The 23,304-nt window shown below is 62.1% G+C and carries 21 protein-coding genes; 15 read left to right on the forward strand and 6 right to left on the reverse strand.

Annotated features, from left to right (window positions below):
• Positions 1-6: 6 nt before the first annotated feature.
• The 6 genes from rnc (at position 7) to tadA (ending at position 5,354) form a co-directional block, all read left to right on the forward strand.
• Positions 7-696 carry a ribonuclease III gene (rnc, locus tag AC4PS7_RS01935; protein ID WP_010212880.1) on the forward strand — a complete coding sequence of 230 codons (690 nt, stop codon included), beginning with the start codon at positions 7-9 and terminating at the stop codon, positions 694-696.
• A complete protein-coding gene (era, locus tag AC4PS7_RS01940) occupies positions 689-1,591 on the forward strand; it encodes a GTPase Era (RefSeq protein ID WP_010212878.1) in 903 nt (300 codons plus the stop codon). Before rnc ends, era begins: the two co-directional genes overlap by 8 nt.
• A gap of 154 nt (positions 1,592-1,745) precedes the next feature.
• On the forward strand, positions 1,746-2,435 hold the full coding sequence (gene recO, locus AC4PS7_RS01945; protein ID WP_106118904.1) for a DNA repair protein RecO: 690 nt from the start codon (positions 1,746-1,748) through the stop codon (positions 2,433-2,435).
• Positions 2,436-2,486: 51 nt separating this feature from the next.
• The gene (gene pdxJ / locus AC4PS7_RS01950; protein ID WP_021491822.1) at positions 2,487-3,230 is read left to right on the forward strand and encodes a pyridoxine 5'-phosphate synthase; all 744 of its coding nucleotides are present in this window, start codon (positions 2,487-2,489) and stop codon (positions 3,228-3,230) included.
• Positions 3,231-3,480: 250 nt separating this feature from the next.
• A complete protein-coding gene (locus tag AC4PS7_RS01955) occupies positions 3,481-4,857 on the forward strand; it encodes a multicopper oxidase family protein (RefSeq protein ID WP_029529236.1) in 1,377 nt (458 codons plus the stop codon).
• Positions 4,857-5,354, forward strand: coding sequence for a tRNA adenosine(34) deaminase TadA (gene tadA / locus AC4PS7_RS01960; RefSeq protein WP_010212871.1), 498 nt, complete (start codon positions 4,857-4,859; stop codon positions 5,352-5,354). The genes AC4PS7_RS01955 and tadA overlap by 1 nt, the downstream gene beginning before the upstream one ends.
• A gap of 78 nt (positions 5,355-5,432) precedes the next feature.
• On the opposite strand, the gene cmoB is transcribed toward tadA, so the two are convergent.
• The 6 genes from cmoB to AC4PS7_RS01990 form a co-directional block, all read right to left on the reverse strand.
• Entirely contained in the window at positions 5,433-6,389 is a 957-nt protein-coding gene (cmoB, locus tag AC4PS7_RS01965; RefSeq protein ID WP_010212870.1) for a tRNA 5-methoxyuridine(34)/uridine 5-oxyacetic acid(34) synthase CmoB, read from the reverse strand.
• Positions 6,386-7,129, reverse strand: coding sequence for a carboxy-S-adenosyl-L-methionine synthase CmoA (cmoA, locus tag AC4PS7_RS01970; RefSeq protein ID WP_492179039.1), 744 nt, complete (start codon positions 7,127-7,129; stop codon positions 6,386-6,388). Before cmoA ends, cmoB begins: the two co-directional genes overlap by 4 nt.
• A 36-nt stretch (positions 7,130-7,165) precedes the next feature.
• The gene (locus AC4PS7_RS01975) at positions 7,166-7,822 is read right to left on the reverse strand and encodes a lysoplasmalogenase (RefSeq protein WP_183701215.1); all 657 of its coding nucleotides are present in this window, start codon (positions 7,820-7,822) and stop codon (positions 7,166-7,168) included.
• Position 7,823: 1 nt separating this feature from the next.
• Entirely contained in the window at positions 7,824-8,213 is a 390-nt protein-coding gene (locus tag AC4PS7_RS01980) for a protease inhibitor I42 family protein (RefSeq protein ID WP_492179040.1), read from the reverse strand.
• 181 nt (positions 8,214-8,394) lie between these two features.
• Positions 8,395-10,815, reverse strand: coding sequence for an endopeptidase La (lon, locus tag AC4PS7_RS01985; protein WP_492179041.1), 2,421 nt, complete (start codon positions 10,813-10,815; stop codon positions 8,395-8,397).
• 92 nt (positions 10,816-10,907) lie between these two features.
• Positions 10,908-11,897, reverse strand: a complete 990-nt coding sequence (locus tag AC4PS7_RS01990) for a GntR family transcriptional regulator (protein WP_492179042.1) — start codon at positions 11,895-11,897, stop codon at positions 10,908-10,910.
• A 337-nt stretch (positions 11,898-12,234) separates the two neighbouring features.
• Here AC4PS7_RS01990 and AC4PS7_RS01995 point away from each other — a divergent pair, with 337 nt between their 5' ends.
• From AC4PS7_RS01995 to AC4PS7_RS02035, 9 genes are all read left to right on the forward strand, one after another.
• On the forward strand, positions 12,235-13,557 hold the full coding sequence (locus AC4PS7_RS01995) for an amidase (protein ID WP_154974606.1): 1,323 nt from the start codon (positions 12,235-12,237) through the stop codon (positions 13,555-13,557).
• 11 nt (positions 13,558-13,568) lie between these two features.
• The gene (locus tag AC4PS7_RS02000) at positions 13,569-14,447 is read left to right on the forward strand and encodes a polysaccharide deacetylase family protein (protein WP_021491817.1); all 879 of its coding nucleotides are present in this window, start codon (positions 13,569-13,571) and stop codon (positions 14,445-14,447) included.
• A gap of 140 nt (positions 14,448-14,587) precedes the next feature.
• Positions 14,588-15,928 (forward strand): MFS transporter, encoded by a 1,341-nt coding sequence (locus AC4PS7_RS02005; RefSeq protein ID WP_010212856.1) that lies wholly within the window; start codon positions 14,588-14,590, stop codon positions 15,926-15,928.
• Positions 15,929-15,938: 10 nt separating this feature from the next.
• Complete coding sequence (locus AC4PS7_RS02010) at positions 15,939-16,700, forward strand: SDR family NAD(P)-dependent oxidoreductase (RefSeq protein WP_021491816.1); 762 nt, start codon at positions 15,939-15,941, stop codon at positions 16,698-16,700.
• Positions 16,701-16,742: 42 nt separating this feature from the next.
• Positions 16,743-17,492, forward strand: coding sequence for an SDR family NAD(P)-dependent oxidoreductase (locus tag AC4PS7_RS02015; protein ID WP_010212852.1), 750 nt, complete (start codon positions 16,743-16,745; stop codon positions 17,490-17,492).
• 13 nt (positions 17,493-17,505) lie between these two features.
• Positions 17,506-17,799: a hypothetical protein gene (locus AC4PS7_RS02020; RefSeq protein WP_021491815.1), complete on the forward strand. Its 294-nt coding sequence runs from the start codon at positions 17,506-17,508 to the stop codon at positions 17,797-17,799.
• An 87-nt stretch (positions 17,800-17,886) separates the two neighbouring features.
• On the forward strand, positions 17,887-18,861 hold the full coding sequence (locus AC4PS7_RS02025; protein ID WP_038452746.1) for a CobW family GTP-binding protein: 975 nt from the start codon (positions 17,887-17,889) through the stop codon (positions 18,859-18,861).
• The gene (locus AC4PS7_RS02030; protein ID WP_021491813.1) at positions 18,858-20,033 is read left to right on the forward strand and encodes an ABC transporter substrate-binding protein; all 1,176 of its coding nucleotides are present in this window, start codon (positions 18,858-18,860) and stop codon (positions 20,031-20,033) included. Before AC4PS7_RS02025 ends, AC4PS7_RS02030 begins: the two co-directional genes overlap by 4 nt.
• A gap of 900 nt (positions 20,034-20,933) precedes the next feature.
• Positions 20,934-23,270, forward strand: coding sequence for a putative bifunctional diguanylate cyclase/phosphodiesterase (locus AC4PS7_RS02035; RefSeq protein ID WP_021491812.1), 2,337 nt, complete (start codon positions 20,934-20,936; stop codon positions 23,268-23,270).
• Positions 23,271-23,304 lie beyond the last annotated feature (34 nt).

Below are 23,304 nucleotides of genomic sequence, written 5' to 3' on the forward strand. Positions count from 1 at the left end.
TAAACCGTGAGCGTTTCTCTAAGTCGTCTCGAGCGCCAGCTCGGCTACACCTTCAAGGACCAGGAATTGATGGTCCTTGCCCTTACACACCGCAGCTTTGCAGGGCGCAATAACGAGCGCCTGGAATTTCTCGGTGATGCCATCCTCAATTTCGTCGCCGGTGAAGCTCTTTTCGAGCGCTTCCCCCAAGCCCGTGAAGGCCAGCTGTCGCGCTTGCGCGCACGCCTGGTGAAGGGCGAGACCCTGGCCGTGCTGGCCCGTGGCTTCGGCCTGGGCGAGTACCTGCGCCTGGGTTCCGGTGAGCTGAAGAGCGGCGGTTTCCGCCGTGAATCGATCCTGGCCGACGCCCTCGAAGCGCTGATCGGTGCCATCTACCTCGATGCAGGTATGGAAGCAGCCAAGGAACGTGTCACCGCGTGGCTGACCTCCGAGATCGAAAGCCTCACGCTGGTCGACACCAACAAAGACCCCAAGACCCGCTTGCAGGAATTCCTGCAATCGCGCGGTTGCGACCTGCCACGCTATGAAGTGGTGGATATCCAGGGTGAGCCGCATTGCCGCGTGTTCTTCGTGGAATGTGAAATCACCTTACTGAACGAAAAAAGCCGAGGTCAGGGTGTGAGCCGTCGTATTGCCGAACAGGTAGCGGCCGCTGCAGCACTGATTGCCCTGGGCGTGGAGAATGGCCATGACTGATTCAAACGCAACACGCTGTGGCTATGTTGCCATCGTCGGCCGCCCGAACGTGGGCAAGTCCACGCTGCTGAACCACATCCTTGGCCAGAAGCTCGCGATCACCTCGCGCAAGCCGCAGACCACCCGCCATAACATGCTGGGCATCAAGACCGAAGGCAACGTGCAAGCGGTCTACGTCGATACCCCGGGCATGCACAAAGGTGGCGAAAAAGCCCTGAACCGCTACATGAACAAGACCGCTTCGGCGGCGTTGAAAGACGTCGACGTGGTGATCTTCGTGGTCGACCGCACCAAGTGGACCGACGAAGACCAGATGGTCCTGGAGCGTGTGCAGTACGTCACCGGCCCGCTGATCGTCGCGCTGAACAAGACTGATCGCATCGAAGACAAAGCCGAGCTGATGCCGCACCTGAGCTGGTTGCAGGAACAGCTGCCGAACGCCCAGATCATCCCGATCTCCGCCCAGCACGGCCACAACCTGGACGCCCTGGAACGTGTGATCGCCGAGCACCTGCCGGAGAACGAACACTTCTTCCCGGAAGACCAGATCACCGACCGCAGCAGCCGCTTCCTCGCCGCCGAACTGGTGCGCGAGAAAATCATGCGCCAGATGGGCGCCGAGCTGCCGTACCAGATCACCGTCGAGATCGAAGAGTTCAAGCAGCAAGGCAAGACCCTGCACATCCATGCACTGATCCTCGTCGAACGTGACGGCCAGAAGAAGATCATCATTGGCGACAAGGGCGAGCGCATCAAGCGTATCGGCACCGAGGCGCGCAAGGACATGGAGTTGCTGTTCGACTCCAAGATCATGCTCAACCTGTGGGTGAAGGTGAAGGGTGGCTGGTCCGATGATGAGCGTGCATTGCGCTCTCTGGGCTACGGCGACCTGTAAGGACGCCGCAGGAAAAAAATGTGGGAGGGGGCTTGCCCCCGATAGCGGTGGGTCAGTTAGCAAATAAGTGACTGACACACTGCCATCGGGGGCAAGCCCCCTCCCACATTAGGTTTGTGTCGTTTTCACTAGTGCATTCCAGCAACGAGAACCCATGTCCTCAACCACGCCCCCCAGCCAGCCCGCGTACGTCCTGCACAGCCGCGCCTACCGCGAGACCAGCGCCCTGGTGGACTTCCTCACGCCCCAGGGCCGCCTGCGCGCAGTATTGCGCAGTGCGCGGGGCAAGGCGGGCACGTTGGCGCGGCCATTTGTGGCCTTGGACGTGGAGTTTCGCGGCAAAGGCGAGCTGAAAAACGTCGGGCGCATGGAAAGTGTCGGCACTTCTGCCTGGCTTAATGGTGAGGCGCTGTTCAGCGGCCTCTACCTCAACGAATTGCTGATCCGCCTGCTGCCCGCCGAAGACCCACACCCGGCGGTCTTCGATCATTACGCCGCCACCTTGCTCGCCCTGGCCGAAGGGCGTCCCCTGGAACCGCTGCTGCGCGCCTTCGAATGGCGTCTGCTCGACGACCTGGGTTACGGCTTCGAACTGGCCAACGACCTGCACGGCGATCCTGTCGCCGCCGATGGCATGTATCGCCTGCAAGTCGACGCCGGCCTGGAGCGCGTGTACCTGTTGCAGCCGGGCCTGTTCCAGGGCACCGAACTGTTGGCCATGAGCGAGGCGGACTGGACCGCACCCGGTGCGCTTTCTGCCGCCAAGCGCCTGATGCGCCAGGCCCTGGCCGTGCACTTGGGCGGACGGCCGCTGGTCAGTCGCGAGTTGTTTCGAAAGCCCTGACAACCCCGTGTATGCTGTGCAGCGTTTCTTTCCCTATTCAGGAGCGCTTCCGTGACCACCAGCAATCGCATTCTTCTTGGCGTCAACATCGACCACGTCGCTACCCTGCGCCAGGCCCGGGGCACCCGTTACCCGGACCCGGTCAAGGCCGCGCTGGACGCCGAAGAAGCGGGCGCCGACGGCATCACCGTGCACCTGCGCGAAGACCGCCGTCACATCCAGGAGCGCGATGTGCTGGTGCTCAAGGACGTGCTGCAAACCCGCATGAACTTCGAAATGGGCGTCACCGAAGAAATGATGCAGTTCGCCGAGCGCATCCGCCCCGCGCACATCTGCCTGGTGCCGGAAACCCGTCAGGAACTCACCACCGAAGGCGGCCTCGACGTGGCCGGCCAGGAAGCGCGGATCAAGGCCGCCGTGGAGCGCCTGTCGAAGATCGGCAGCGAAGTGTCGCTGTTCATCGACGCCGACGAGCGCCAGATCGAAGCCTCGCGTCGTGTCGGCGCACCGGCTATCGAACTGCACACTGGCCGTTACGCCGATGCCACCACGCCGACCGAAGTGGCTGATGAGCTGCAACGCATCATCGACGGTGTGAGCTGCGGTCTCAAGGAAGGCCTGATCGTCAACGCCGGCCATGGCCTGCATTACCACAACGTCGAGGCAGTGGCGGCGATCAAGGGCATCAACGAGCTGAACATCGGCCATGCGCTGGTGGCGCATGCGCTGTTCGTCGGTTTCAAAGGTGCGGTTGCCGAGATGAAGGCCCTGATCCTGGCAGCCGCCAGAACTTAAGCGAACACAATATAAGACCCAATGAAGTTCAAAATATGGGAGGGGGCTTGCCCCCGATTGCGGTGTGCCAGTCAGCCTATTCTTACCTGGTACACCGCAATCGGGGGCAAGCCCCCTCCCACATTGTGATCTTTATCGACATCCACAATTGCGCTGTGCGGCAATGCGAACCCTTACTGTTTAGCGCCTGCGGGTGTATCGTATCTGCCCTTTGCAGGCCCCGTGCCTGCTGCAGATACGTGAGGTTGTTGTGTCCCAATCGTTTTCCCGTCGACAGATTCTCGGTGGCCTTGCCGGCCTGGCAGTAGTCGGTGTGGGTGCCGGTGGCGCCTACCGCTACTGGCTGGGCAAGGTTGCCGATGCCAACGCAGGAAGCGATTACCAATTGATTGCCGCGCCGCTGGACGTGGAACTGGTGCCGGGTCACAAGACCGAAGCCTGGGCATTCGGCCCTTCGGCGCCTGGCACCGAGCTGCGCGTGCGCCAGGGCGAATGGCTGCGAGTGCGCTTCATCAACCACTTGCCGGTCGCCACCACCATCCACTGGCATGGCATCCGCCTCCCGCTGGAAATGGACGGCGTGCCTTACGTCTCGCAATTGCCGGTGCTGCCCGGCGAATACTTCGACTACAAGTTTCGCGTGCCCGACGCTGGGAGCTACTGGTATCACCCCCATGTGAACAGCAGCGAAGAACTCGGCCGCGGCCTGGTTGGCCCGCTGATCATCGAAGAGCGCGAGCCCACCGGTTTCAAATATGAACGCACCCTGAGCCTAAAAAGCTGGCACGTGGACGAAGAGGGCGCTTTCGTGGCCTTCAGCATTCCCCGTGAAGCGGCGCGTGGCGGCACCGCCGGGCGGTTGTCGACGATCAATGGCGTGTCCCAGGCCGTCATCGATCTGCCCGCCGGGCAGATCACCCGCGTGCGCCTGCTCAACCTCGACAACACCCTGACCTATCGCATCAACATCCCGGATGTCGAAGCGCAGATCTACGCGCTGGACGGCAACCCCATCGAGCCGCGCCCGCTGGGCAAGGAATACTGGCTGGGCCCCGGCATGCGCATCTGCCTGGCGATCAAGGCACCGCCTGCCGGTGAGGAACTGTCGATTCGCAACGGCCCGGTGCGCCTCGGTACGTTTCGTTCGGTGGCCAACTCCGATGCACCGACTGCGTGGCCGCCTGCATTGCCCGCCAATCCGATCAGCGAACCGGACCTGGCCAATGCGGAGAAACTCAACTTCAATTTCGAATGGGTTGGCACCGTTTCAGTCGATGACGGCAAGCCACCCAGCCTGTGGCAGATCAACGGCAAGGCCTGGGACATCACTGACAAGACCTGCGCCGACCGCCCGATTGCCAAGCTTGAGAAGGGCAAGAGCTATATTTTCGAATTGAAGAACATGACCCAGTACCAGCACCCGATCCACCTGCACGGCATGAGCTTCAAGGTGATCGCGTCGAACCGCCACAAGGTGATCCCGTACTTCACCGACACCTACCTGTTGGGCAAGAACGAACGCGCCCGCGTGGCGTTGGTGGCGGATAACCCAGGCGTGTGGATGTTCCATTGCCACGTGATCGACCATATGGAAACCGGCCTGATGGCCGCCATCGAGGTGGCGTGATGCGCCAGTTTCGCCCCCCCGCGATCATCGACCGCAGCCGCGACCAGGACTTCATGCGCGAAGCCCTGGCCCTTGCTGCCCAAGGTGCTGCATTGGGTGAAGTGCCCGTCGGTGCAGTGCTGGTGCAGGACGGTGAAATCATCGGCCGTGGCTTCAACTGCCCCATCAGCGGCAACGACCCCAGTGCCCACGCCGAAATGGTCGCCATCCGCGCCGCCGCGCAAGCGATCAGCAACTACCGCCTGGTGGGCAGCACGCTGTATGTGACCCTGGAACCCTGCAGTATGTGCGCCGGCTTGATCGTGCACTCACGGATTGCGCGGGTGGTGTACGGCGCGCTGGAGCCCAAGGCGGGGATCGTGCAAAGCCAGGGGCAGTTTTTTACCCAGGGCTTTCTCAATCATAAGGTGCTGTTTGAAGGCGGCGTGCTGGCCGAGGAGTGCGGCACCGTGTTGAGTGAGTTCTTCAAGGCTCGCCGGGCCAAACCACCACGCTAAAGAACACTGAGGACAAAAATGTGGGAGGGGCTTGCCCCCTGCCACATTTGGCCATGTGTTTCTTCAGGGTGATCGGGACTATTTCTTGGCGATGATCACCGCCCGCATTGGCGCCGGCAGCCCTTCGATGGTCTTGCTGTGATCTTCCGGGTCCAGGAAATCGCTGAGGGACTGGTACTTCATCCACTGCGTCCCACGCTGTTCCTCAACCGTGGTCACACTCACATCCACGCACCGTACGTCGCTGAAACCTGCACGCCGCAGCCACAGCATCAAGGCCGGCACCGAGGGCAGGAACCATACGTTACGCATCTGCGCGTAGCGATCTTCCGGCACCAGCACCTGTTGCTGATCGCCTTCCACCACCAGGGTTTCCAGGACCAGTTCGCCGCCTTTGACCAGTGTATCTTTCAGTGCAAGCAGATGCTCGATGGGCGAACGACGGTGGTAGAACACGCCCATGGAAAACACCGTATCAAAGCCTTCCAGGTTCGACGGCAGGTCTTCGAACGGAAACGGCAGGTGCCAGGCCTTGGGCTCGGACAGGTAACGCTGCACCGCCTGGAACTGGCAGAAGAACAGCCAGTTGGGATCAACGCCAATCACGCTATCGGCGCCGGCGCCGAGCATGCGCCACATGTAGTAACCGTTGCCGCAGCCCACGTCGAGGATGCGCTTGCCCTTCAGGTTCAAGTGCGGTGCAACGCGGGACCACTTCCAGTCCGAGCGCCACTCAGTATCCACATGCACGCCGAATAGGTTGAATGGTCCTTTGCGCCAAGGGCTCAGGCCCATCAGCGCGGTATGCATCTGCGCGCGGGTGTCATCGTCGCAGTGGGTATCGAGTGTCAGGCCGTTGAGCAAATCCACTTCGCTGGGTTGGATCTTTGGCAACGCATCCAGCGCACTCTGCCAGCGCTCCAGGTCGCCATGACCCTTTTCCATCTTGCTATCGAGTTGCGCTTGCAGGCCCTGGGCCCACACGGCCAGGGGAGTGCCGACCAGGTGGCGGGCGAGGGGAGACAGATCAATCATGGCAAGGCAATCAACGAGGCAAAGTTAAGACACTGGAACCATGGCACAACTGTCGAGAACCCGGCCGCCAACAGGCGTTCGCGATGTTCTTCGAGGCTGTCGGGCTTCATGACGTTTTCGATGGCGCTGCGCTTCTGGGCGATTTCCAGTTCGCTGTAGCCATTGGCGCGTTTGAACGCGATATGCAGGTCGGTGAGCAGCGCATGTTCTTGCGCATCGTTGAAACGCAGCTTCTCCGAAAGGATCAGCGCACCGCCCGGCAACAGTGATTGGCGGATGCGCGAGAGCAGCGCCAGGCGCTCATCGGGTGCGATGAATTGCAGGGTGAAATTCAGCGCGACCACTGACGCCGGCTGAAATTGCAGCGCGAGGATATCGCCCTCGATCACTTCAACCGGCAGCAACTCCTGGAACATCGAGTCCTGGCCATTGAGGTATTCACGGCAACGCTCGACCATCGCCGCCGAGTTATCCACCGCGATCACTTGGCAACCGTCGGTGCGCACATGACGGCGCAAGGCCTGGGTCACTGCGCCGAGGGATGACCCCAGGTCATACAGCACGCTGTTGGGTTGGGCGAACTGCGCGGCGAGTACGCCAAGGTTCTCGACGATGGTCGGGTAACCCGGTACCGAGCGCTTGATCATGTCCGGGAACACCCGCACCACGTCCTCGTTAAAGGCGAAGTCCGGCACCTGGGGCAGGGGCTGGGCGAATAGGCGATCGGGTTCTTTGCTCACGGTTGTTCCGGCGACGAAGGGGGAAAGGCCGGCATTTTAGCCAACTTGGCCCTCATGTGCGCGGGTTGTCTGATGGAAAGCCGAGGCCGTGATGCCCCATTGGCCGAGCCAATACGTCGTGATCAGCAAATACGGCGCTGCATCGAACGCCACCACAAATCGGTTGATGCCGATCAGCGTGTCGGAAAACACGAACGACGCCGCGCCCGCAGCCGCCAACCCTGCCGAACGCTTTGGCACATCGCTGCCTAGCCGGGCCAATGCGCGCCAGAGCATGGCGCTGATTACCAGGGCATACACCACCACTGGAATCAGCAGGTCGCCCAGCCCATGGGAAATCAGGATGCTCAGCAGGATCGCGCCCACGCCCAGTGCCAAGATCAGCGGCAGCAGCGCCAAGCGGCGACAGTCACTGAAATAGGCTTTGAGGTAGGCCAGGTGCGCAAACAGAAATGCACCCAAGCCAAAGATGAACAGGTCACCCGGCCAGGCAAGCAGCACATCGCCCACCAGGGAAAAAATCAGCCCCAGGCTGATCCAGCGTCGATAGTCGGTGGGTGGCGCATCATGCAGCCAGCCCAGCAGCGCCAGTACTGGCAGCGGCTTGACCAGCAGGCACAGCAACGTGGCATGGGTGGTCAGGCCGTAGATAAAGGTGCCGGCGCCCATCAACGCAAGAATCAGCCATGGCATATCAGTTCACCGTGATAGCGCAGTCAAAGGTCTCGACGGGTTCGGCTTCCGGCTCCCAGGGTTGTTGGGAGGTCAGGCGCAAACGGCCCTGCCCGGTGGCGAACGCCTGGAAGCGCCAGGTCGACTGGCAGCCGCCACCGATCACGCCGGATTCCGAGCTGCTGTAGACCTCCGGGCTCAACGCACGCAACACGCCGCCGGCGGAGTCCTGGATCGCCCAGCGGTAGCCAGTGGTGGGGTTGCTCGGCAGCGTCAGGATCAGGTTTTGTCCGCTTTTAAGCTGCAGCGGGCAGGCGCTCTGATTGTCCACGGTGACGTTTTGCTTCGGTGCACTGGCGCACGCGGTCAGCAGGGTGAGGCTCAAGGGGAGAAGCAGGCGGGCAGCGATCATGGGGGCTCCGTTGTTGGGCGACGAAGACCGAGCATAACCGAAGATGAGACAAGGTGTGACAAGACAGGGGGGCTGAGGCCAATGACGCCATCGCCGGCAAGCCGGCTCCTACAGGGGAACGCATTCCATTGGTAGGAGCCGGCTTGCCGGCGATGGCGTCAGGTCAGGCCGTGCAGATCAATCAGAACAGCACTTTGGCCACATCCGCAAACCGCTTGGCAAAGTGCACCGTCATGCCTTCTTTCAGGTACTCCGGCAACTCTTCAAAGCTCCCGCGATTCGGCTCCGGCAAGATCAGCTCATGGATCTTCTGGCGCCGCGCTGCAATCACCTTCTCGCGCACCCCGCCAATCGGCAGCACATGCCCGGTCAGTGTCAGCTCGCCGGTCATCGCCACGCCTTTTTTCGGCGGCTGGTTGCGTGCCAGGGACAGCAGCGCACTGGCCATGGTTACCCCGGCGCTTGGGCCGTCTTTCGGCGTGGCGCCTTCCGGCACGTGCAAGTGCACGAAGGCTTCGTCGAAGAACTTCGGATCACCGCCAAACGACTTCAGGTTCGAGCTGATGTAGCTGTAGGCAATCTCCGCGGACTCCTTCATCACCTCACCCAATTGCCCAGTGAGCTTGAAGCCGCGATTGAGGGTATGGATACGCGTCGCCTCGATCGGCAGGGTCGCGCCGCCCATGCTGGTCCAGGCCAGGCCGGTGATGACGCCGGTGCCGGACAGCACTTGCTCATTGCGGAACACCGGCACGCCCAGGGAGCTTTCCAGGTCCTTGTTGCCGATCTTGATCACCGAGTCCGGCTCATCCAGCAACTTGACCACCGCCTTGCGCACCAGTTTGCCCAGCTGTTTCTCCAGCTGACGCACGCCGGCCTCTCGCGCATAGCCGTCGATCAACGCACGCAGCGCGCCATCGCTGATGGTCAGGGCGTTTTTTGACACGCCGGCTTTTTCCAGCTGTTTCGGCCACAGGTGGCGCTTGGCGATGGCGACTTTCTCTTCGGTGATATAGCCCGACAGGCGGATCACTTCCATACGGTCCAGCAACGGGCCGGGGATGGAGTCCAGGGTGTTGGCGGTGCACACGAACAGCACTTTGGACAGGTCCAAGCGCAGGTCCAGGTAGTGGTCGAGGAATTCGACGTTCTGTTCCGGGTCGAGGGTTTCCAGCAGCGCCGACGCCGGGTCGCCCTGGAAGCTCTGGCCCATCTTGTCGATCTCGTCGAGCATGATCACCGGGTTCATCACTTCCACATCTTTAAGCGCCTGCACCAGCTTGCCGGGCATGGCGCCGATGTAGGTGCGGCGATGGCCCTTGATCTCGGCCTCGTCGCGCATACCGCCGACGCTGAAGCGATAGAACGGCCGCCCCAGGGACTCGGCGATGGATTTACCCACGCTGGTCTTGCCCACGCCCGGCGGGCCGACCAGCAGCACGATGGAGCCGGCGACTTCGCCCTTGTAGGCACCCACCGCCAGGAATTCGAGGATGCGGCTCTTGATGTCATCCAAGCCCGCGTGGTGTTTATCCAACACTTTTCGCGCATGTTTCAGGTCGAGCTTATCCTCGCCATACACGCCCCATGGCACCGACGTGGCCCAGTCCAGGTAGTTGCGTGTCACCGCGTATTCCGGCGAGCCGGTTTCGAGGATCGACAATTTGTTCAGTTCTTCATCGATGCGTTTTTTCGCCTGGGCCGGCAGTGCTTTGCCTTCCAGGCGTTGCTCGAACTGTTCGACGTCCGCACTGCGATCGTCCTTGGTCAGCCCCAGTTCTTGCTGGATGACCTTGAGCTGTTCCTTGAGGAAGAACTCGCGCTGGTGTTCACCGATCTTGCGGTTCACCTCGGCGGACAGTTCTTTTTGCAGGCGCGCGACTTCGACTTCTTTGCGCAGCATCGGCAGCACTTTTTCCATGCGCTTGAGCATGGGCACGCAGTCCAGCACTTCCTGCAACTCATTACCGGTGGCCGAGGTCAGCGCAGCGGCGAAGTCGGTCAGTGGCGATGGGTCGTTGGGGCTGAAGCGGTTGAGGTAGTTCTTCAACTCTTCGCTGTACAGCGGATTGAGTGGCAGCAGTTCCTTGATCGCATTGATCAGCGCCATGCCGTAGGCCTTGACCTCGTCGGTCGGCTCGCTCGGCTGGTGCGGGTATTCGACTTCCACCAGATAGGGCGGGCGGTGGTGCTTGAGCCAGGTTTTGATGCGCACACGGGTCAGGCCCTGGGCCACGAATTGCAGCTTGCCGTTCTCGCGGCTGGCGTGGTGCACCTTCACCAGGGTGCCGTACAGCGGCAGGGCTGAGGTGTCGAAGTGGCGTGGGTCTTCCGGCGGCGTGTCCATGAAGAACAGGGCCAGGGAGTGGTGGTCGGATTTGCTCACCAACTCCAGGGTCTCGGCCCACGGCTCTTCGTTGACGATCACCGGCAGCACTTGCGCCGGGAAGAAGGGCCGGTTGTGGATCGGAATGATGTAGACCTTGTCCGGCAGGTTTTGCCCAGGCAGGGCCAGGCCGGTATTGGACGAGGCGGATTCAGCGTTTTCGGGGTCGGCGTAGTCGTTGAGGTCGTAATCAGGGAATTCTTGCTGGTCGCTCATGGGGCACCTGCATAAGGAAGTATGCAAGTTAGATGGGGCGGGGTAGCGGTGGTTTCAATGGTCGGGTGAAGTTAGCAACAAATTGCATGAATTCAGCTGATTTTGTGCAGGTAGCTCGGCAATGGCTGCTCCGGCAGCACTGACAACACTTTCAACCGCTGCAGCATACGCTGCCGTGCGCGTTGCAAATGCTCGCGCAGGTTCAGCGCCGCCGCGTCAAATGCGCCGTGCAACAACAACTCTAGAATCAGCCGATGTTCGGCCAGCATGGCTGGATCGGCGCCGATCCCCAGCAAACGGTAGAAAATCCGGCTGATGATCATCGGGCTCTGTCCTTGGCGGATCAGTGCCGCGATCTTGCGATTCTGCAGGCCGGCGAGGCAGCGCTGGTGCAGGTCCTCCTCGATCTGTTCGATGGACTCCAGGCTGCAGTGGGGGCTGTCCTGGGCATCGAGCACGCGTTGCAACATGGCCTCCAGCAATTCGCGGTCGAGGTGGGGCGCGCTCTGGCGCAGGGCTTCGGGTTCCAGGCAGGCGCGCAGCTCGTAGTCTTCGGTGACTTCGCGGGCGGTCAGCGGTCCTGCCAGCCATTGAGAGTAGGGCTCTTTTTCCACCAGGCCTCGGTCGCGCAGGCGCATCAGCGCTTCGCGCACCACTGCGCGGCTGACGCCGTAGTGGTCGGCGGCGGCTTGCTCGTCCAGGCGGTAGTGACCGAAGGCAATGCAGGTGGACAACGCAGCGCCGATTTCCTCGACGATGCGCTCGCCCAGGGGCCGCGTGTCCACCAACTCATCTTCCCCGTTGAGGCCCAAGTGCGCATGGCTCAAGGGTAGGCGCAGCGGTTCCAGCGCCAGGCCTTCGGGGTTGATCAGGTAACCCCGGCCGTTGAAGCGACAGATCAGCCCTTCCTCATGCAGCAGGTCGAGGGCTCGGCGAACCGGCACGCGACTGGTGCCGAACAATTCGGCCAGCGGCGCTTCCAGCAAGACCAGGCCGTGGCGTGCGGTGCCGTTGACGATCGCATCACGCAATACCTGGTGAATCATCGCGTAACGGGAGGCCGAGGCGGACACTGCTTTCATCGCTTTCTCTGGGGCTTGTAGGACGGTGGCCGGGGATTCTCTCATAAGTTGCGCCTGTCACCCTGCGCCACAGCGGCGGCACTTTTTTGGGGCTTGAAATGTGGTGATGTTACTTTTCTGCACCAAAATGTACTTATTAATAAAAGATACATTATTTCATTCGGCACGCTTTCCGGCGTGCTCCCGTCCTTTTTTTGCGCTGTTTAAAACCTTCTATCCCGTAGCTCTGGGCAAAATTCACGGTTTGCGTAGAGCCCGTCAAACAGAGACTGGCACGAAAGCTGCCTTTGTAAAATGTATATTTTATTAATATGTACGTTTTATAAGGGGCAACCTGATGTCAGACGCCACTTCAATGGCCGAGGATTTCGCCAGCGGTCGCAGCGACCCGGTGCAAGTCCTTGAACAGGCACTCGAGAAGGCGAGCCAGGTCCCGGCTGTGTTCATCAGCCTGACTGCCGAGCGCGCGCGCCGGGAAGCTGAAGCCGCTGCCGCCCGTTGGCGCGCCGGCCAGCCTTTGAGTGTATTCGACGGCGTACCCTTGGCCTGGAAGGATCTGTTCGACGTGGCCGGCAGCATTACCACTGCTGGCGCCGCCTACCGCCGCAACGCGCCTGCCGCATTGCTCGACGCACCGACGGTCGGCTTGCTGTGCCGCGCCGGGATGGTCAGCGTGGGCAAGACCAACCTCAGCGAATTGGCGTATTCCGGCCTGGGCCTGAACCCGCATTTCGGCACGCCACACAATCCCCATGGCACTGACCAGCCACGCATTCCCGGCGGCTCGTCGTCCGGTTCAGCCGTGGCCGTCGCTGCCGCAATTGTGCCCATCGCCATGGGGACCGACACCGCCGGTTCCATCCGCATCCCCTCGGCGTTCAACGGCCTGGTGGGTTACCGCAGCAGCAGCCGACGCTATAGCCGCGACGGCGTGTTCCCCCTGGCCCACACCCTCGACAGCCTGGGTCCGCTGACGCGCAGCGTGCGTGATGCCCTGGCCATCGACGATCTGCTGCATGGCCGTCGCCAAACGCACATCGCCCGCAGCCTCAAGGGCCAGCGTTTTGTGTTGGCGCAGCAAGATGTCGAACCCGCTGTACGCAACAACCTGCTGCGCGCAGTGGAGCAACTCAAGGCCCACGGCGCGTTGATCGAAGAACGCGAGTGTCCGGCCTTCCAGGCCACCTTGGACCTGATCAAGCACCATGGCTGGCTGGGTTCCTTCGAAGCCTTCGCCTTGCACGAAGCCTTGCTCGACAGCCCCGACGCCGAACAACTCGACCCCCGTGTACGCCGCCGCCTCGAAGCCGCGCGCGCGCTGCCGGCCAGCCAACTGCTCCACTTGGTCGACGCCCGTCGCCGCCTGCAGCAGCTATTGATGGCCGACCTCGACGGCGCCCTCCTGATCACCCCCACCATCGCCCATGTCGCTCCGGCGTTGGCACCGCTGGAAGCCGATGACGAGCTGTTCGTCAAAACCAACCTCGCCACCCTGCGCCTGACCATGCCCGGCAGTTTGCTCGACATGCCGGGCGTGACCCTGCCCAGTGGCCGTGATGCCCAGGGCCTGCCCACCGGGCTGCTGCTCAGCGCCCCGACGGGGGAAGACGCTCGCCTGTTGCGCGCGGCGCTATCCGTCGAATCCGTACTCAACGTTTAAGGAGACACATCATGGCTAAAGACATTCTCTGTGCATTCGGCGTCGACGTTGACGCCGTCGCCGGTTGGCTCGGTTCCTACGGCGGCGAAGACTCGCCGGACGACATCTCCCGTGGCCTGTTCGCCGGCGAAGTCGGCGCGCCGCGCCTGCTCAGGCTGTTCGAACGCTATGGCCTGCGTACCACCTGGTTCATCCCTGGCCACTCGATGGAAACCTTCCCCGAGCAGATGAAGGCCGTGGCCGACGCCGGTCACGAAATCGGTGTGCACGGCTACAGCCACGAAAACCCCATCGCCATGACGGCCGAGCAGGAAGAAATTGTCCTGGATAAATCCATCGAGCTGATCACCCAAGTCACCGGCAAGCGCCCGACGGGTTACGTGGCGCCGTGGTGGGAATTCAGCAAGGTCACCAACGAACTGCTGCTGAAAAAAGGCATCAAGTACGACCACAGCCTGATGCACAACGACTTCCATCCCTACTACGTGCGCAAGGGCGACAGCTGGACCAAGATCGACTACAGCCAGCACCCCGACACCTGGATGAAACCCCTGGTGCGCGGCGAAGAAACCGACCTGGTGGAGATCCCGGCCAACTGGTACCTGGACGACCTGCCGCCAATGATGTTCATCAAGAAAGCCCCCAACAGCCACGGCTTCGTCAACCCGCGTCACCTCGAAGAAATGTGGCGCGACCAGTTCGACTGGGTGTATCGCGAACACGAACACGCCGTGTTCACCATGACCATCCACCCCGACGTCTCCGGCCGTCCGCAAGTGCTGCTGATGCTTGAGCGCCTGATCGAACACATCCAGAGCCATGCCGGTGTGCGCTTCGTGACCTTCGACGAAATCGCCGACGACTTCATCCGCCGCCAACCCCGTACCTGACACACCCCACCTGTAGCAGCGGGCTTGCCCGCGGAAACCGTCAACGATGACGCGGGCATCCTGGATGAACGCGGTGTCGAGGCGTTCTTCGCGAGCACGTTCGCTCCTACGGTGGGCCACTAACCCTTGAGGCGCGACCCATGTCCATCTACAACAAGCTTGACCTGACTGGCTGGAAGCCCCGGCAACTGACGTCCAAGGAGGTGCGATTCGCCACCTGGATCGCGTTTTTCGCCTGGGTGTTTGCGGTGTATGACTTCATCCTGTTCGGCACCTTGCTGCCGGAGATCGGCCGGCATTTTGGCTGGGGTGAAGTGGAGCAAGCTGAAATCGCGACGTGGGTGGCGGTCGGCACGGCGGTGGTTGCGTTTGCCATCGGCCCGGTCGTGGACAAATTGGGGCGGCGCACCGGCATTATCTTCACGGTGGCCGGCTCCGCGCTGTGCTCGGCACTCACCGCGATCGGCGGTGCGTGGGGCAAGTCGCCGCTGATTCTGATCCGTTCGTTGGGTGGCTTGGGGTATGCCGAAGAAACCGTCAACGCGACGTACTTGAGTGAGTTGTATGGCGCCTCGGAAGATCCGCGACTGACCAAACGCCGTGGTTTTATCTATAGCCTGGTGCAAGGCGGCTGGCCGGTGGGGGCTTTGATTGCCGCCGGGTTGACCGCGCTGTTGCTGCCGATCATTGGCTGGCAGGGCTGCTTCATCTTCGCCGCGATCCCGGCGATTGTCATCGCGATCATGGCGCGCAAGCTCAAGGAGAGCCCGCAGTTCCAGATCCATCAGCGCATCAGCGAACTGCGTAAAAGCGGCGCAGTGAAGGAAGCGCAAAACGTCGCCGTGACCTACGGCGTGGACTATGACGAACACAGCAAGGCCGGCCTCAAAGCCGCGTTCCGGGGCCCGGCGCGGCGCGCCACGTTAGTGATCGGCGCGGCACTGTTGCTCAACTGGGCGGCGATCCAGGTGTTCAGCGTGCTCGGTACGTCGGTGATCGTCAGCGTGCACCATATCTCGTTCGAGAATTCGTTGATCATCCTGGTGCTGTCGAACCTGGTGGGTTACTGCGGTTACCTCAGCCACGGCTGGATGGGTGACAAGATCGGCCGTCGCAACGTGATTGGCCTGGGCTGGATGCTCGGCGGCCTGTCGTTCGCCGGGATGCTGTTTGGCCCGAGCAATATGCCGATGGTAGTCGGGCTGTACAGCCTGGGCCTGTTCTTCCTGATCGGTCCATATTCGGCGGCGTTGTTCTTTATCAGCGAGAGTTTCCCCACCAGCATCCGCGCCACTGGAGGCGCAATCATCCACGCCATGGGGCCGATCGGTGCGGTGGTTGCAGGCTTTGGCGCAACCCAGGTGTTGTCTGCCGGCAGCGACTGGCAGACCGCCGCGCTGTGGTTCGGTGCGCTGCCGTGTTTCCTGTCCGGCGCCTTGATGTTTGCCGCACGCCATGTGCGCCCGGAAACCGTTCAGTAAGGAGTGTGTGATGAGCCGTAAAGTCGCCTTGATTACCGGTGCCGCCAGCGGCATCGGCCAAGCCCTCGCCATGGCCTATGCCCGTAACGGCGTGGCGGTGGTCGGCGGGTATTACCCGGCCGATCCCCATGACCCGCAGGCCACCGTCAGCCTGGTAGAAGAGGCCGGTGGCGAGTGCCTGATGCTGCCGTTGGACGTGGGTGACACCGCTTCGGTCGATGCACTGGCCGCGCAAGCCATCCAGCATTTCGGTCGACTGGATTACGCCGTGGCCAACGCCGGCCTGCTGCGTCGCGCACCGTTGCTGGAGATGACCGACGCGCTGTGGGACGAAATGCTCAACGTCGACCTGACGGGGGTGATGCGCACCTTCCGCGCGGCGACCCGGCACATGCAGGAAGGCGGTGCGCTGGTGGCGATTTCGTCGATTGCCGGCGGTGTATATGGCTGGCAGGAACACAGCCATTACGCGGCGGCCAAGGCCGGCGTGCCGGGGTTGTGCCGGTCGCTGGCGGTGGAGTTGGCGGCCAAGGGCATCCGTTGCAATGCGGTGATCCCAGGGTTGATCGAGACGCCGCAATCGCTGGATGCGAAGAACTCGTTGGGACCGGAAGGCTTGGCGAAAGCGGCGCGCGCGATTCCGCTGGGCCGGGTAGGGCGGGCGGATGAAGTGGCGTCTCTGGTGCAGTTTTTGACCAGTGACGCATCGAGCTATCTGACCGGGCAAAGCATCGTCATCGACGGTGGCCTGACCGTACGCTGGCCCGATTGACTGTACCCACATCAGAACTGTGTTTGTCTCGGGAGAATTTACATGCCCCAACTCATCCACCGCCGCGCCGTCATCACCGGCGCCGGCAGCGGCATCGGTGCCGCCATCGCCCATGCCTACGCCACTGAAGGCGCGCGCCTGGTACTGGCCGACCGCAACGCCGCCAGCCTCGCGGAAACGGCGATCACCTGCCGCAACCTCGGTGCCGAGGTGTTCGAGTGCCTGGCTGACGTCGGCACCGTCGAAGGCGCCCAGGCCAGTGTCGATTGCTGCATCGAACACTTCGGCGGAATCGATATCCTGGTCAACAACGCGGGCATGCTCACCCAGGCACGCTGCGTCGACCTGTCCATTGAGATGTGGAACGACATGCTGCGTGTCGACCTCACCAGTGTGTTCGTCGCCAGCCAGCGCGCCTTGCCGCACATGCTCGCGCAACGTTGGGGGCGGATCATCAACGTCGCGTCGCAACTAGGTATCAAGGGCGGCGCCGAGCTGACCCATTACGCCGCAGCCAAGGCCGGGGTGATCGGTTTCACCAAGTCCCTGGCCCTGGAAGTGGCCAAGGACAATGTGCTGGTCAACGCCATCGCGCCAGGCCCGATCGAGACGCCGCTGGTAGGCGGTATCAGCGACGACTGGAAGCGCGCCAAGGCCAAGGAACTGCCCCTGGGGCGCTTCGGTCTGGCTGATGAAGTTGCGCCAACGGCGGTGCTGCTCGCCAGCGAGCCCGGTGGCAACCTGTTCGTCGGCCAGACCCTGGGCCCGAACTCCGGCGATGTCATGCCATGAGTGGGGTGTAGCCATGTGCGGACTCTGCGGACTGCTTGGCGAAGACCTGCACTGGAGCGATCCCCTGGGCGATGAACTGCCCCGGCGCCGCGAACGCCTGCGCCGGATTGCTGCGATAAACCAGGTGCTGGCAGTGTTCCGGCTCAAGGTCGAAGATTTCCAGGGCGCGTCGTATTTGCTGTTGGGCGCCACCGGCAAACAGGCGCTGGCCAGCGGCCTGGATCAACTCTGGCAGGCGGCCGAGAGCATGCTCGGCCGCCCGCTGGACCCCCTCGACCCCCACTTGCTGGATCACCTGGACTTGTAGGCGCCCGGCTTGCCGGCGATGGCATTCTGAAGGACGCCATCGCCGGCAAGCCGGGCTCCTACAGGGGCATCATTGAGGTAGTAAACAATGAGCATGGCTCTGAATGTGATCACCGGCTTCCTTGGCAGCGGCAAGACCACCTTGCTCAAGCGCCTGCTGCAAGGCGAAAGCCTGGGCGACACCGCGCTGCTGATCAACGAATTCGGCGATGTCGGCATTGACCACCTATTGGTGGAAGAGGTGGCACCGGACACCGTATTGTTGCCCAGCGGATGCGTGTGCTGTTCGATCCGTGGCGAGTTGAAAGACGCACTGCTCGGCCTGCTGCAGCGTCGCGAACGGGGTGAAATTCCGGCCTTCAAGCGGGTGATCCTGGAGACCACCGGCCTGGCCGACCCGGCACCGATTCTTGCCACCTTGAACAACGACGTGCAACTGCGCGGGCGTTTCCATGTTGGCCTGGTGATTACCCTCGTCGATGCCAGCCACGCCTCTGTGCAAGAACGCCTGCACCCGGAATGGCTGGCGCAAGTGGCGGCGGCGGATCGCCTGCTGCTGAGCAAGACCGATCTGGCCGGCGATTGCACGGCGTTGCGCGCCCATTTGCAGGCGCTGAATGCCGGCACGCCGATTCTCGATACCCACGAGATCCACAGCGGCGATCAACTGCTGCTCGGCGAAGGCCTGCGCAGCCCCGAACCCGCTGTGGAGGTCAGTCGCTGGCAACTGCATCGCACCACCACCGCCACCCACGGCGCCGCACAAGTGTGCAGCCTGACCTTCGACCAGCCCCTGGACTGGGTGGGGTTCGGGGTGTGGTTGTCGATGCTGTTAAGATGCCACGGCGAACGGATCCTCCGTGTCAAAGGGCTGCTCAACGTGAACGCCAGTAACGCCCCCATCGTCATTCATGGTGTGCAGCATTGCCTGCATGCGCCGGTGCACCTGCCTGCGTGGCCGGGCAGTGATCGGCAATCGCGCCTGGTGTTTATCCTGCGCGGCCTCGACCCCGAACTGTTGCGACGTTCCTTCAACGTGTTTTCACGACGGTTTGCGGCATGATCACGTTAAGAGTCCTCGGTACTTCGGTCACCCTGCTTGAATGCTTGCGCGTGCGCGCTGAGCAGGAGCTGGGCATTCGCCTGATCTATCAGGTGCACGACGTCGAACAGGCCCAGCGTATCGCGGTGATGCAACCCGACAGCTACGACCTGTACGACCAGTGGTTCCACAACGTTGACTTCGTGTGGCCGGCCCGGGCGATCCAGCCCATCGACACCCGACGCATCGCGCTGTGGCACGAAATCAATGATCTGCCCAAGCGCGGTCGCCTGTCACCCGATGACCGCCTCGGCAGCGGCAGTGTGCCCAGTGAACGGTTGTTCGTGCAGCACGATGGCAGCCTCGGCAGCACGGTCACCGACCGCATCAGCATGTTGCCCCTGACCCACAACGCCGACAGTTTCGCCTACCGCCCCGAACGGTTGCCCGAAGGCTTTTGCCACGGTAACGAAAGCTGGGGCTGGCTTTTGGACCCCGCTTGGCGTGCGCGCACGGCCTTGCAGAGTGACGCCGCCATCGGTGCGTTGGATGCGGCGTTGGCGGTGCAGGGCGCGGGGCTGGCGAGCTTCAGGGACATCGGCAACATGAGCATTGAAGAGATCGACGTGCTTGCTGACATCCTGGTGCGCAAGCAGAAGGAGGGGCACTTTGCGGCGTTCTGGTCCGATGATGAAGAGGCCGCGCAATTGATGCTCAGCCCGAGTATCGATATCCAGAGCCTGTGGTCGCCGACCTTGATGCGGCTGCATCGCGCCGGGGTGAAATACCGCTTGGCGGTGCCGCGTGAAGGGTATCGCGCGTGGTTTGGTGGGTTGTCGTTGTCGCGGCATGCCAAGGGCGCGGTGTTGGATGCGGCGTATGCGTATTTGAATTGGTGGTTGTCGGGGTGGCCTGGGGCGGTGATGGCGCGCCAGGGTTACTACATTGGGAACCCGGCGCGTACGCGGGATCACTTGAGCAGTGCGGAGTGGGATTATTGGTACGCGGGGGAGCCGGCGCGGGAGGAGTTGCTGGGGAGTGACGGGTTGCCGTTGATTGATGTCGGGGAAGTGCGGGATGGGGGGTCTTATGAGCAGCGTATGGGGCATATTGCGGTGTGGAATTCGGTGATGGATGAGCATAATTATTTGGTGCGGCGGTGGGGGGATTTTATGCGGGCTCGCTGTCTTTGATTGATTGATTGATTGATTGATTGAGTACATATCCGTTTCTTTGGTAACGGCGACTATGGGTTCCGCTCTTACAGCGGGTCACTTTTTGAAGAGCGCAAAAAGTAACCAAAAACGCTTCGCCCCAACACTCGGTGCCTCACCTAGGCTCGGCATGCCCTCACTCCGGCTTGTTTGACGGGGCGCCCCAGATCAAAAGCAAAAGCGCGGCGGCCTTAGAGCCGACCGGTTTGGGGAGGCGTACGCGGTCAAATGTGGGAGCTGGCTTGCCTGCGATGGCATCACCGGGGTGTGCCTGCGGTACCGAGTCGTTCGCATCGCCGGCAAGCCAGCTCCTACAGGTAACAGCCTTTGATCCAACCACTCGGGCTGGCTGTCAGGGCGCCGTGCTTTTGCTTTGCTTTTGATCTCAGGCGCCCCGTCAAACACGCTGGCCGGAATTCGGCAGGGATTTGGGGGGTAAACCGGCAGGGATGCCGGTTTAGCCGCCCCGCGCCATGGATGGCGCGGGGCGGCGGCCCCCCAAATCACTGTCGGATTACGGGCACACCGAGCGTGAGCGAGGTGCCGAGTGTTGGGGCAAAAGCCTTTTGGTTACTTTGGGGCTTTTCCAAAGTGACCCGCTGTAAGAGCGGAACCCATAGTCGCCATGACCGAAATAAAGGATATGTACTCAATCCCGCGCCCCCCTAGCCCAGTAGCCAACCCATTGTCGCCAAAAAACCGTCACAAAACTCCCCGTTTTTATTGGGTGCACTTAACCCTACTCCCAGCTAATCTCCTAAAACCTAATATCCACTCAAAATAGATGTTTTTTTGACGCCAGGTCAGCGGTCGCAGGGAATGCACATGACAAAGGGACGTAGTGGCAGAGAGAGGCGAACGCTGCCAGAGGGCACTGCAATGAGGTGGCGCCATACGTTCCAAACCCGCATTGCCGGGGTGCTGGCTCTGTTGCTGCTGGTGGTCGTCGCCGCCACTTATTTCGCCGTCAAGACCGCCACCACCCGCGCCGTGGAAAACCAGGCGCGAGTCCAACTGCAGACCGGCAGTCAGGTGTTCGAGCGCCTGCTCGACCTGCGCGGGCGTCGCCTGCAGTACGGCCTGGACTGGCTGACCGCCGATCTCCCATTCAAACATGCCGTGGCCGAAGGCAAGACCGGGCCGGTTCTCGCTGCATTGCGTCGCCACGGCACGGGCATCCGTTCCAGCGAAGTGTTTGTACTGGGGCTGGATGGCAAGGTCATGGTCAGCACCTTGCCAATCTTCGTGCGCGGTCAGTCTTTTCCCTATGACGACGCCTTGCGCCACGCCCGGCGTACGGGCCTGCAGATGCTGATCGTGGCCCTGGATGGGCGGCCCTATCTGTTGGTGCAGCGCGAAGTGATCGACGATTTACCCATTGCGCGCGTCGTCATGGGCTTTCCCATGGATAAGCTGTTCGCCAGTGAGCTGCGCTCCATGAGCAACCTGGAGGTGTCGTTCCTCAGCGTGCAAAATGACACGCCCGGCCCGCTGTTCAGCACCCAGCCGCAGGCTTACCAGGCCGGTACGCTTAGCCTGTTGCGCGAAGGGCATGTCGACCCCGAACCGAAAATCCATATGTTCTACGGTCAGCGTGTGCTCAGCCTGGTATTGCCGCTGGCCAATACCGGCAATGGCGATGAAGTGCGTGTGCTGCTGCAAAGCCCGCTGGACCATGCCCTGGAATCCTTTGCACCGCTGGACCGGCAGTTCCTCGGGATTGCCCTGGCGGTGCTGCTGGTGTCGTTGGCCGCCGCGTTGTTTCTGGCGCGACGGGTGTCGCGCCCGCTCAACGCCCTGGTGCAGGCGGCCGAGCGTATCGGCGCCGGTGATTACCGCACGCCGGTGCGCGTGCGCAGCCACGATGAATTCGGTCTGTTGGCCCGCGCTTTCAACGCCATGCAAAGCGGTATCGCCGTGCGCGAGCGGCAATTGGCGCACAACGCGCTGCACGACCCGCTCACCGGCCTGCCCAATCGGGCCCTGGCCATGGAGCGCCTGGGCAGCGCGATCAGTGCGCGCCGGCCGGTGGTGTTGCTGTACCTGGGGATCGAGAACTACCGGGTGATCAACGAAGGTTTCGGCCCCCAGGGCGTGGAAGAGATGCTGCGCGAAGCCAGCCGTTGCCTGTCCATCAGCCTGTTGGCCAGTGATACGGCGGCGCGTATCGCCGGCAGCGAATTCCTGCTGTTGTTGGAAAACACCGAGGTTGACCGCGCTGTGGCCCGTGCCGACCGCCTCTACGCGCTGCTCACCGAGCCCCAGCGCATCGGCAATGACGAACTGCGCCACGAGGTGAGCATGGGGATTGCCGCCTACCCGGCAGACGGCCAGCAAGTGGAAGAGTTGATCAGCCGCGCCGCCATCGCCCGGCATGACGCGGCCAGCCTGCCGGGGCATTTGCAGATCTACCAGCAGGACCGCGACCTGGCCCATCAACGCCAGATCACCTTGATCCGCGACCTGCGGCGTGCCGCCATCGAGGGCGAATTGTTCCTGTGTTACCAGCCCAAGCTCGACCTCAAGCACGGCCATGTATGCCAGGCCGAAGCCTTGTTGCGCTGGCAGCATCCGACCCTGGGCCAAGTCTCTCCCGTCGAATTCATCCCCCTGGCCGAACGTACCGGCAGCATGCGCAGCCTGACGCTGTGGGTGATCGAAGAAGCCATCCGCCAGATCGCCGAGTGGGCGCAGCGCGGCATGCTGATCCAGCTGTCGGTGAATATTTCAGTGGACGATCTGGCTGATGATGACCTGGCGATCCGTGTCACCGCGCTCTTGATGACGTACCAAGTGGAGGCCGAGCAACTGATTTTCGAGATCACCGAGAGCGCGATCATGCACAACCCGCAACAGGCGCTCAGCGTCCTGGAGCAACTGCGCGGCTGCGGTATCAGCCTCTCGGTGGATGACTTTGGCACCGGCTATTCGTCCCTGGCGCAATTGCAGCGCCTGCCGGTGCAGGAGTTGAAGATCGACCAGTCCTTCGTGCGCAACCTCGACAGCACCAGTGGTGACGGGGTGATCGTGCGCTCCACCATCGAGATGAGCCATAACCTTGGGCTCAAGGTGGTGGCCGAAGGCGTGGAATTCGCCCCCAGCCTGAAACTGCTCAAACAATGGAATTGCGACACCGCCCAGGGTTATCTGATCAGTCGGCCGTTGAATGCGATGGCGTTCGAGATGTGGATGCGCCGGGAGCGGGTGCCGCTTTAACCGGCATAAAAAAGGCGGCTACCTTCACAGGTAG

This window comes from Pseudomonas sp. DW-iso3 (assembly GCF_058725305.1).

Coding starts and splice junctions, on each gene's coding strand:
- era (WP_010212878.1), top strand. CDS start 689: ATGACTGATTCAAACGCAACACGCTGTGGCTATGTTGCCATCGTCGGC.
- recO (WP_106118904.1), top strand. CDS start 1,746: ATGTCCTCAACCACGCCCCCCAGCCAGCCCGCGTACGTCCTGCACAGC.
- tadA (WP_010212871.1), top strand. CDS start 4,857: ATGCGCCAGTTTCGCCCCCCCGCGATCATCGACCGCAGCCGCGACCAG.
- cmoB (WP_010212870.1), bottom strand. CDS start 6,389: ATGATTGATCTGTCTCCCCTCGCCCGCCACCTGGTCGGCACTCCCCTG.
- AC4PS7_RS01975 (WP_183701215.1), bottom strand. CDS start 7,822: ATGCCATGGCTGATTCTTGCGTTGATGGGCGCCGGCACCTTTATCTAC.
- AC4PS7_RS01980 (WP_492179040.1), bottom strand. CDS start 8,213: ATGATCGCTGCCCGCCTGCTTCTCCCCTTGAGCCTCACCCTGCTGACC.
- lon (WP_492179041.1), bottom strand. CDS start 10,815: ATGAGCGACCAGCAAGAATTCCCTGATTACGACCTCAACGACTACGCC.
- AC4PS7_RS01990 (WP_492179042.1), bottom strand. CDS start 11,897: ATGAAAGCAGTGTCCGCCTCGGCCTCCCGTTACGCGATGATTCACCAG.
- AC4PS7_RS01995 (WP_154974606.1), top strand. CDS start 12,235: ATGTCAGACGCCACTTCAATGGCCGAGGATTTCGCCAGCGGTCGCAGC.
- AC4PS7_RS02000 (WP_021491817.1), top strand. CDS start 13,569: ATGGCTAAAGACATTCTCTGTGCATTCGGCGTCGACGTTGACGCCGTC.
- AC4PS7_RS02005 (WP_010212856.1), top strand. CDS start 14,588: ATGTCCATCTACAACAAGCTTGACCTGACTGGCTGGAAGCCCCGGCAA.
- AC4PS7_RS02010 (WP_021491816.1), top strand. CDS start 15,939: ATGAGCCGTAAAGTCGCCTTGATTACCGGTGCCGCCAGCGGCATCGGC.
- AC4PS7_RS02015 (WP_010212852.1), top strand. CDS start 16,743: ATGCCCCAACTCATCCACCGCCGCGCCGTCATCACCGGCGCCGGCAGC.
- AC4PS7_RS02020 (WP_021491815.1), top strand. CDS start 17,506: ATGTGCGGACTCTGCGGACTGCTTGGCGAAGACCTGCACTGGAGCGAT.
- AC4PS7_RS02025 (WP_038452746.1), top strand. CDS start 17,887: ATGAGCATGGCTCTGAATGTGATCACCGGCTTCCTTGGCAGCGGCAAG.
- AC4PS7_RS02030 (WP_021491813.1), top strand. CDS start 18,858: ATGATCACGTTAAGAGTCCTCGGTACTTCGGTCACCCTGCTTGAATGC.
- AC4PS7_RS02035 (WP_021491812.1), top strand. CDS start 20,934: ATGAGGTGGCGCCATACGTTCCAAACCCGCATTGCCGGGGTGCTGGCT.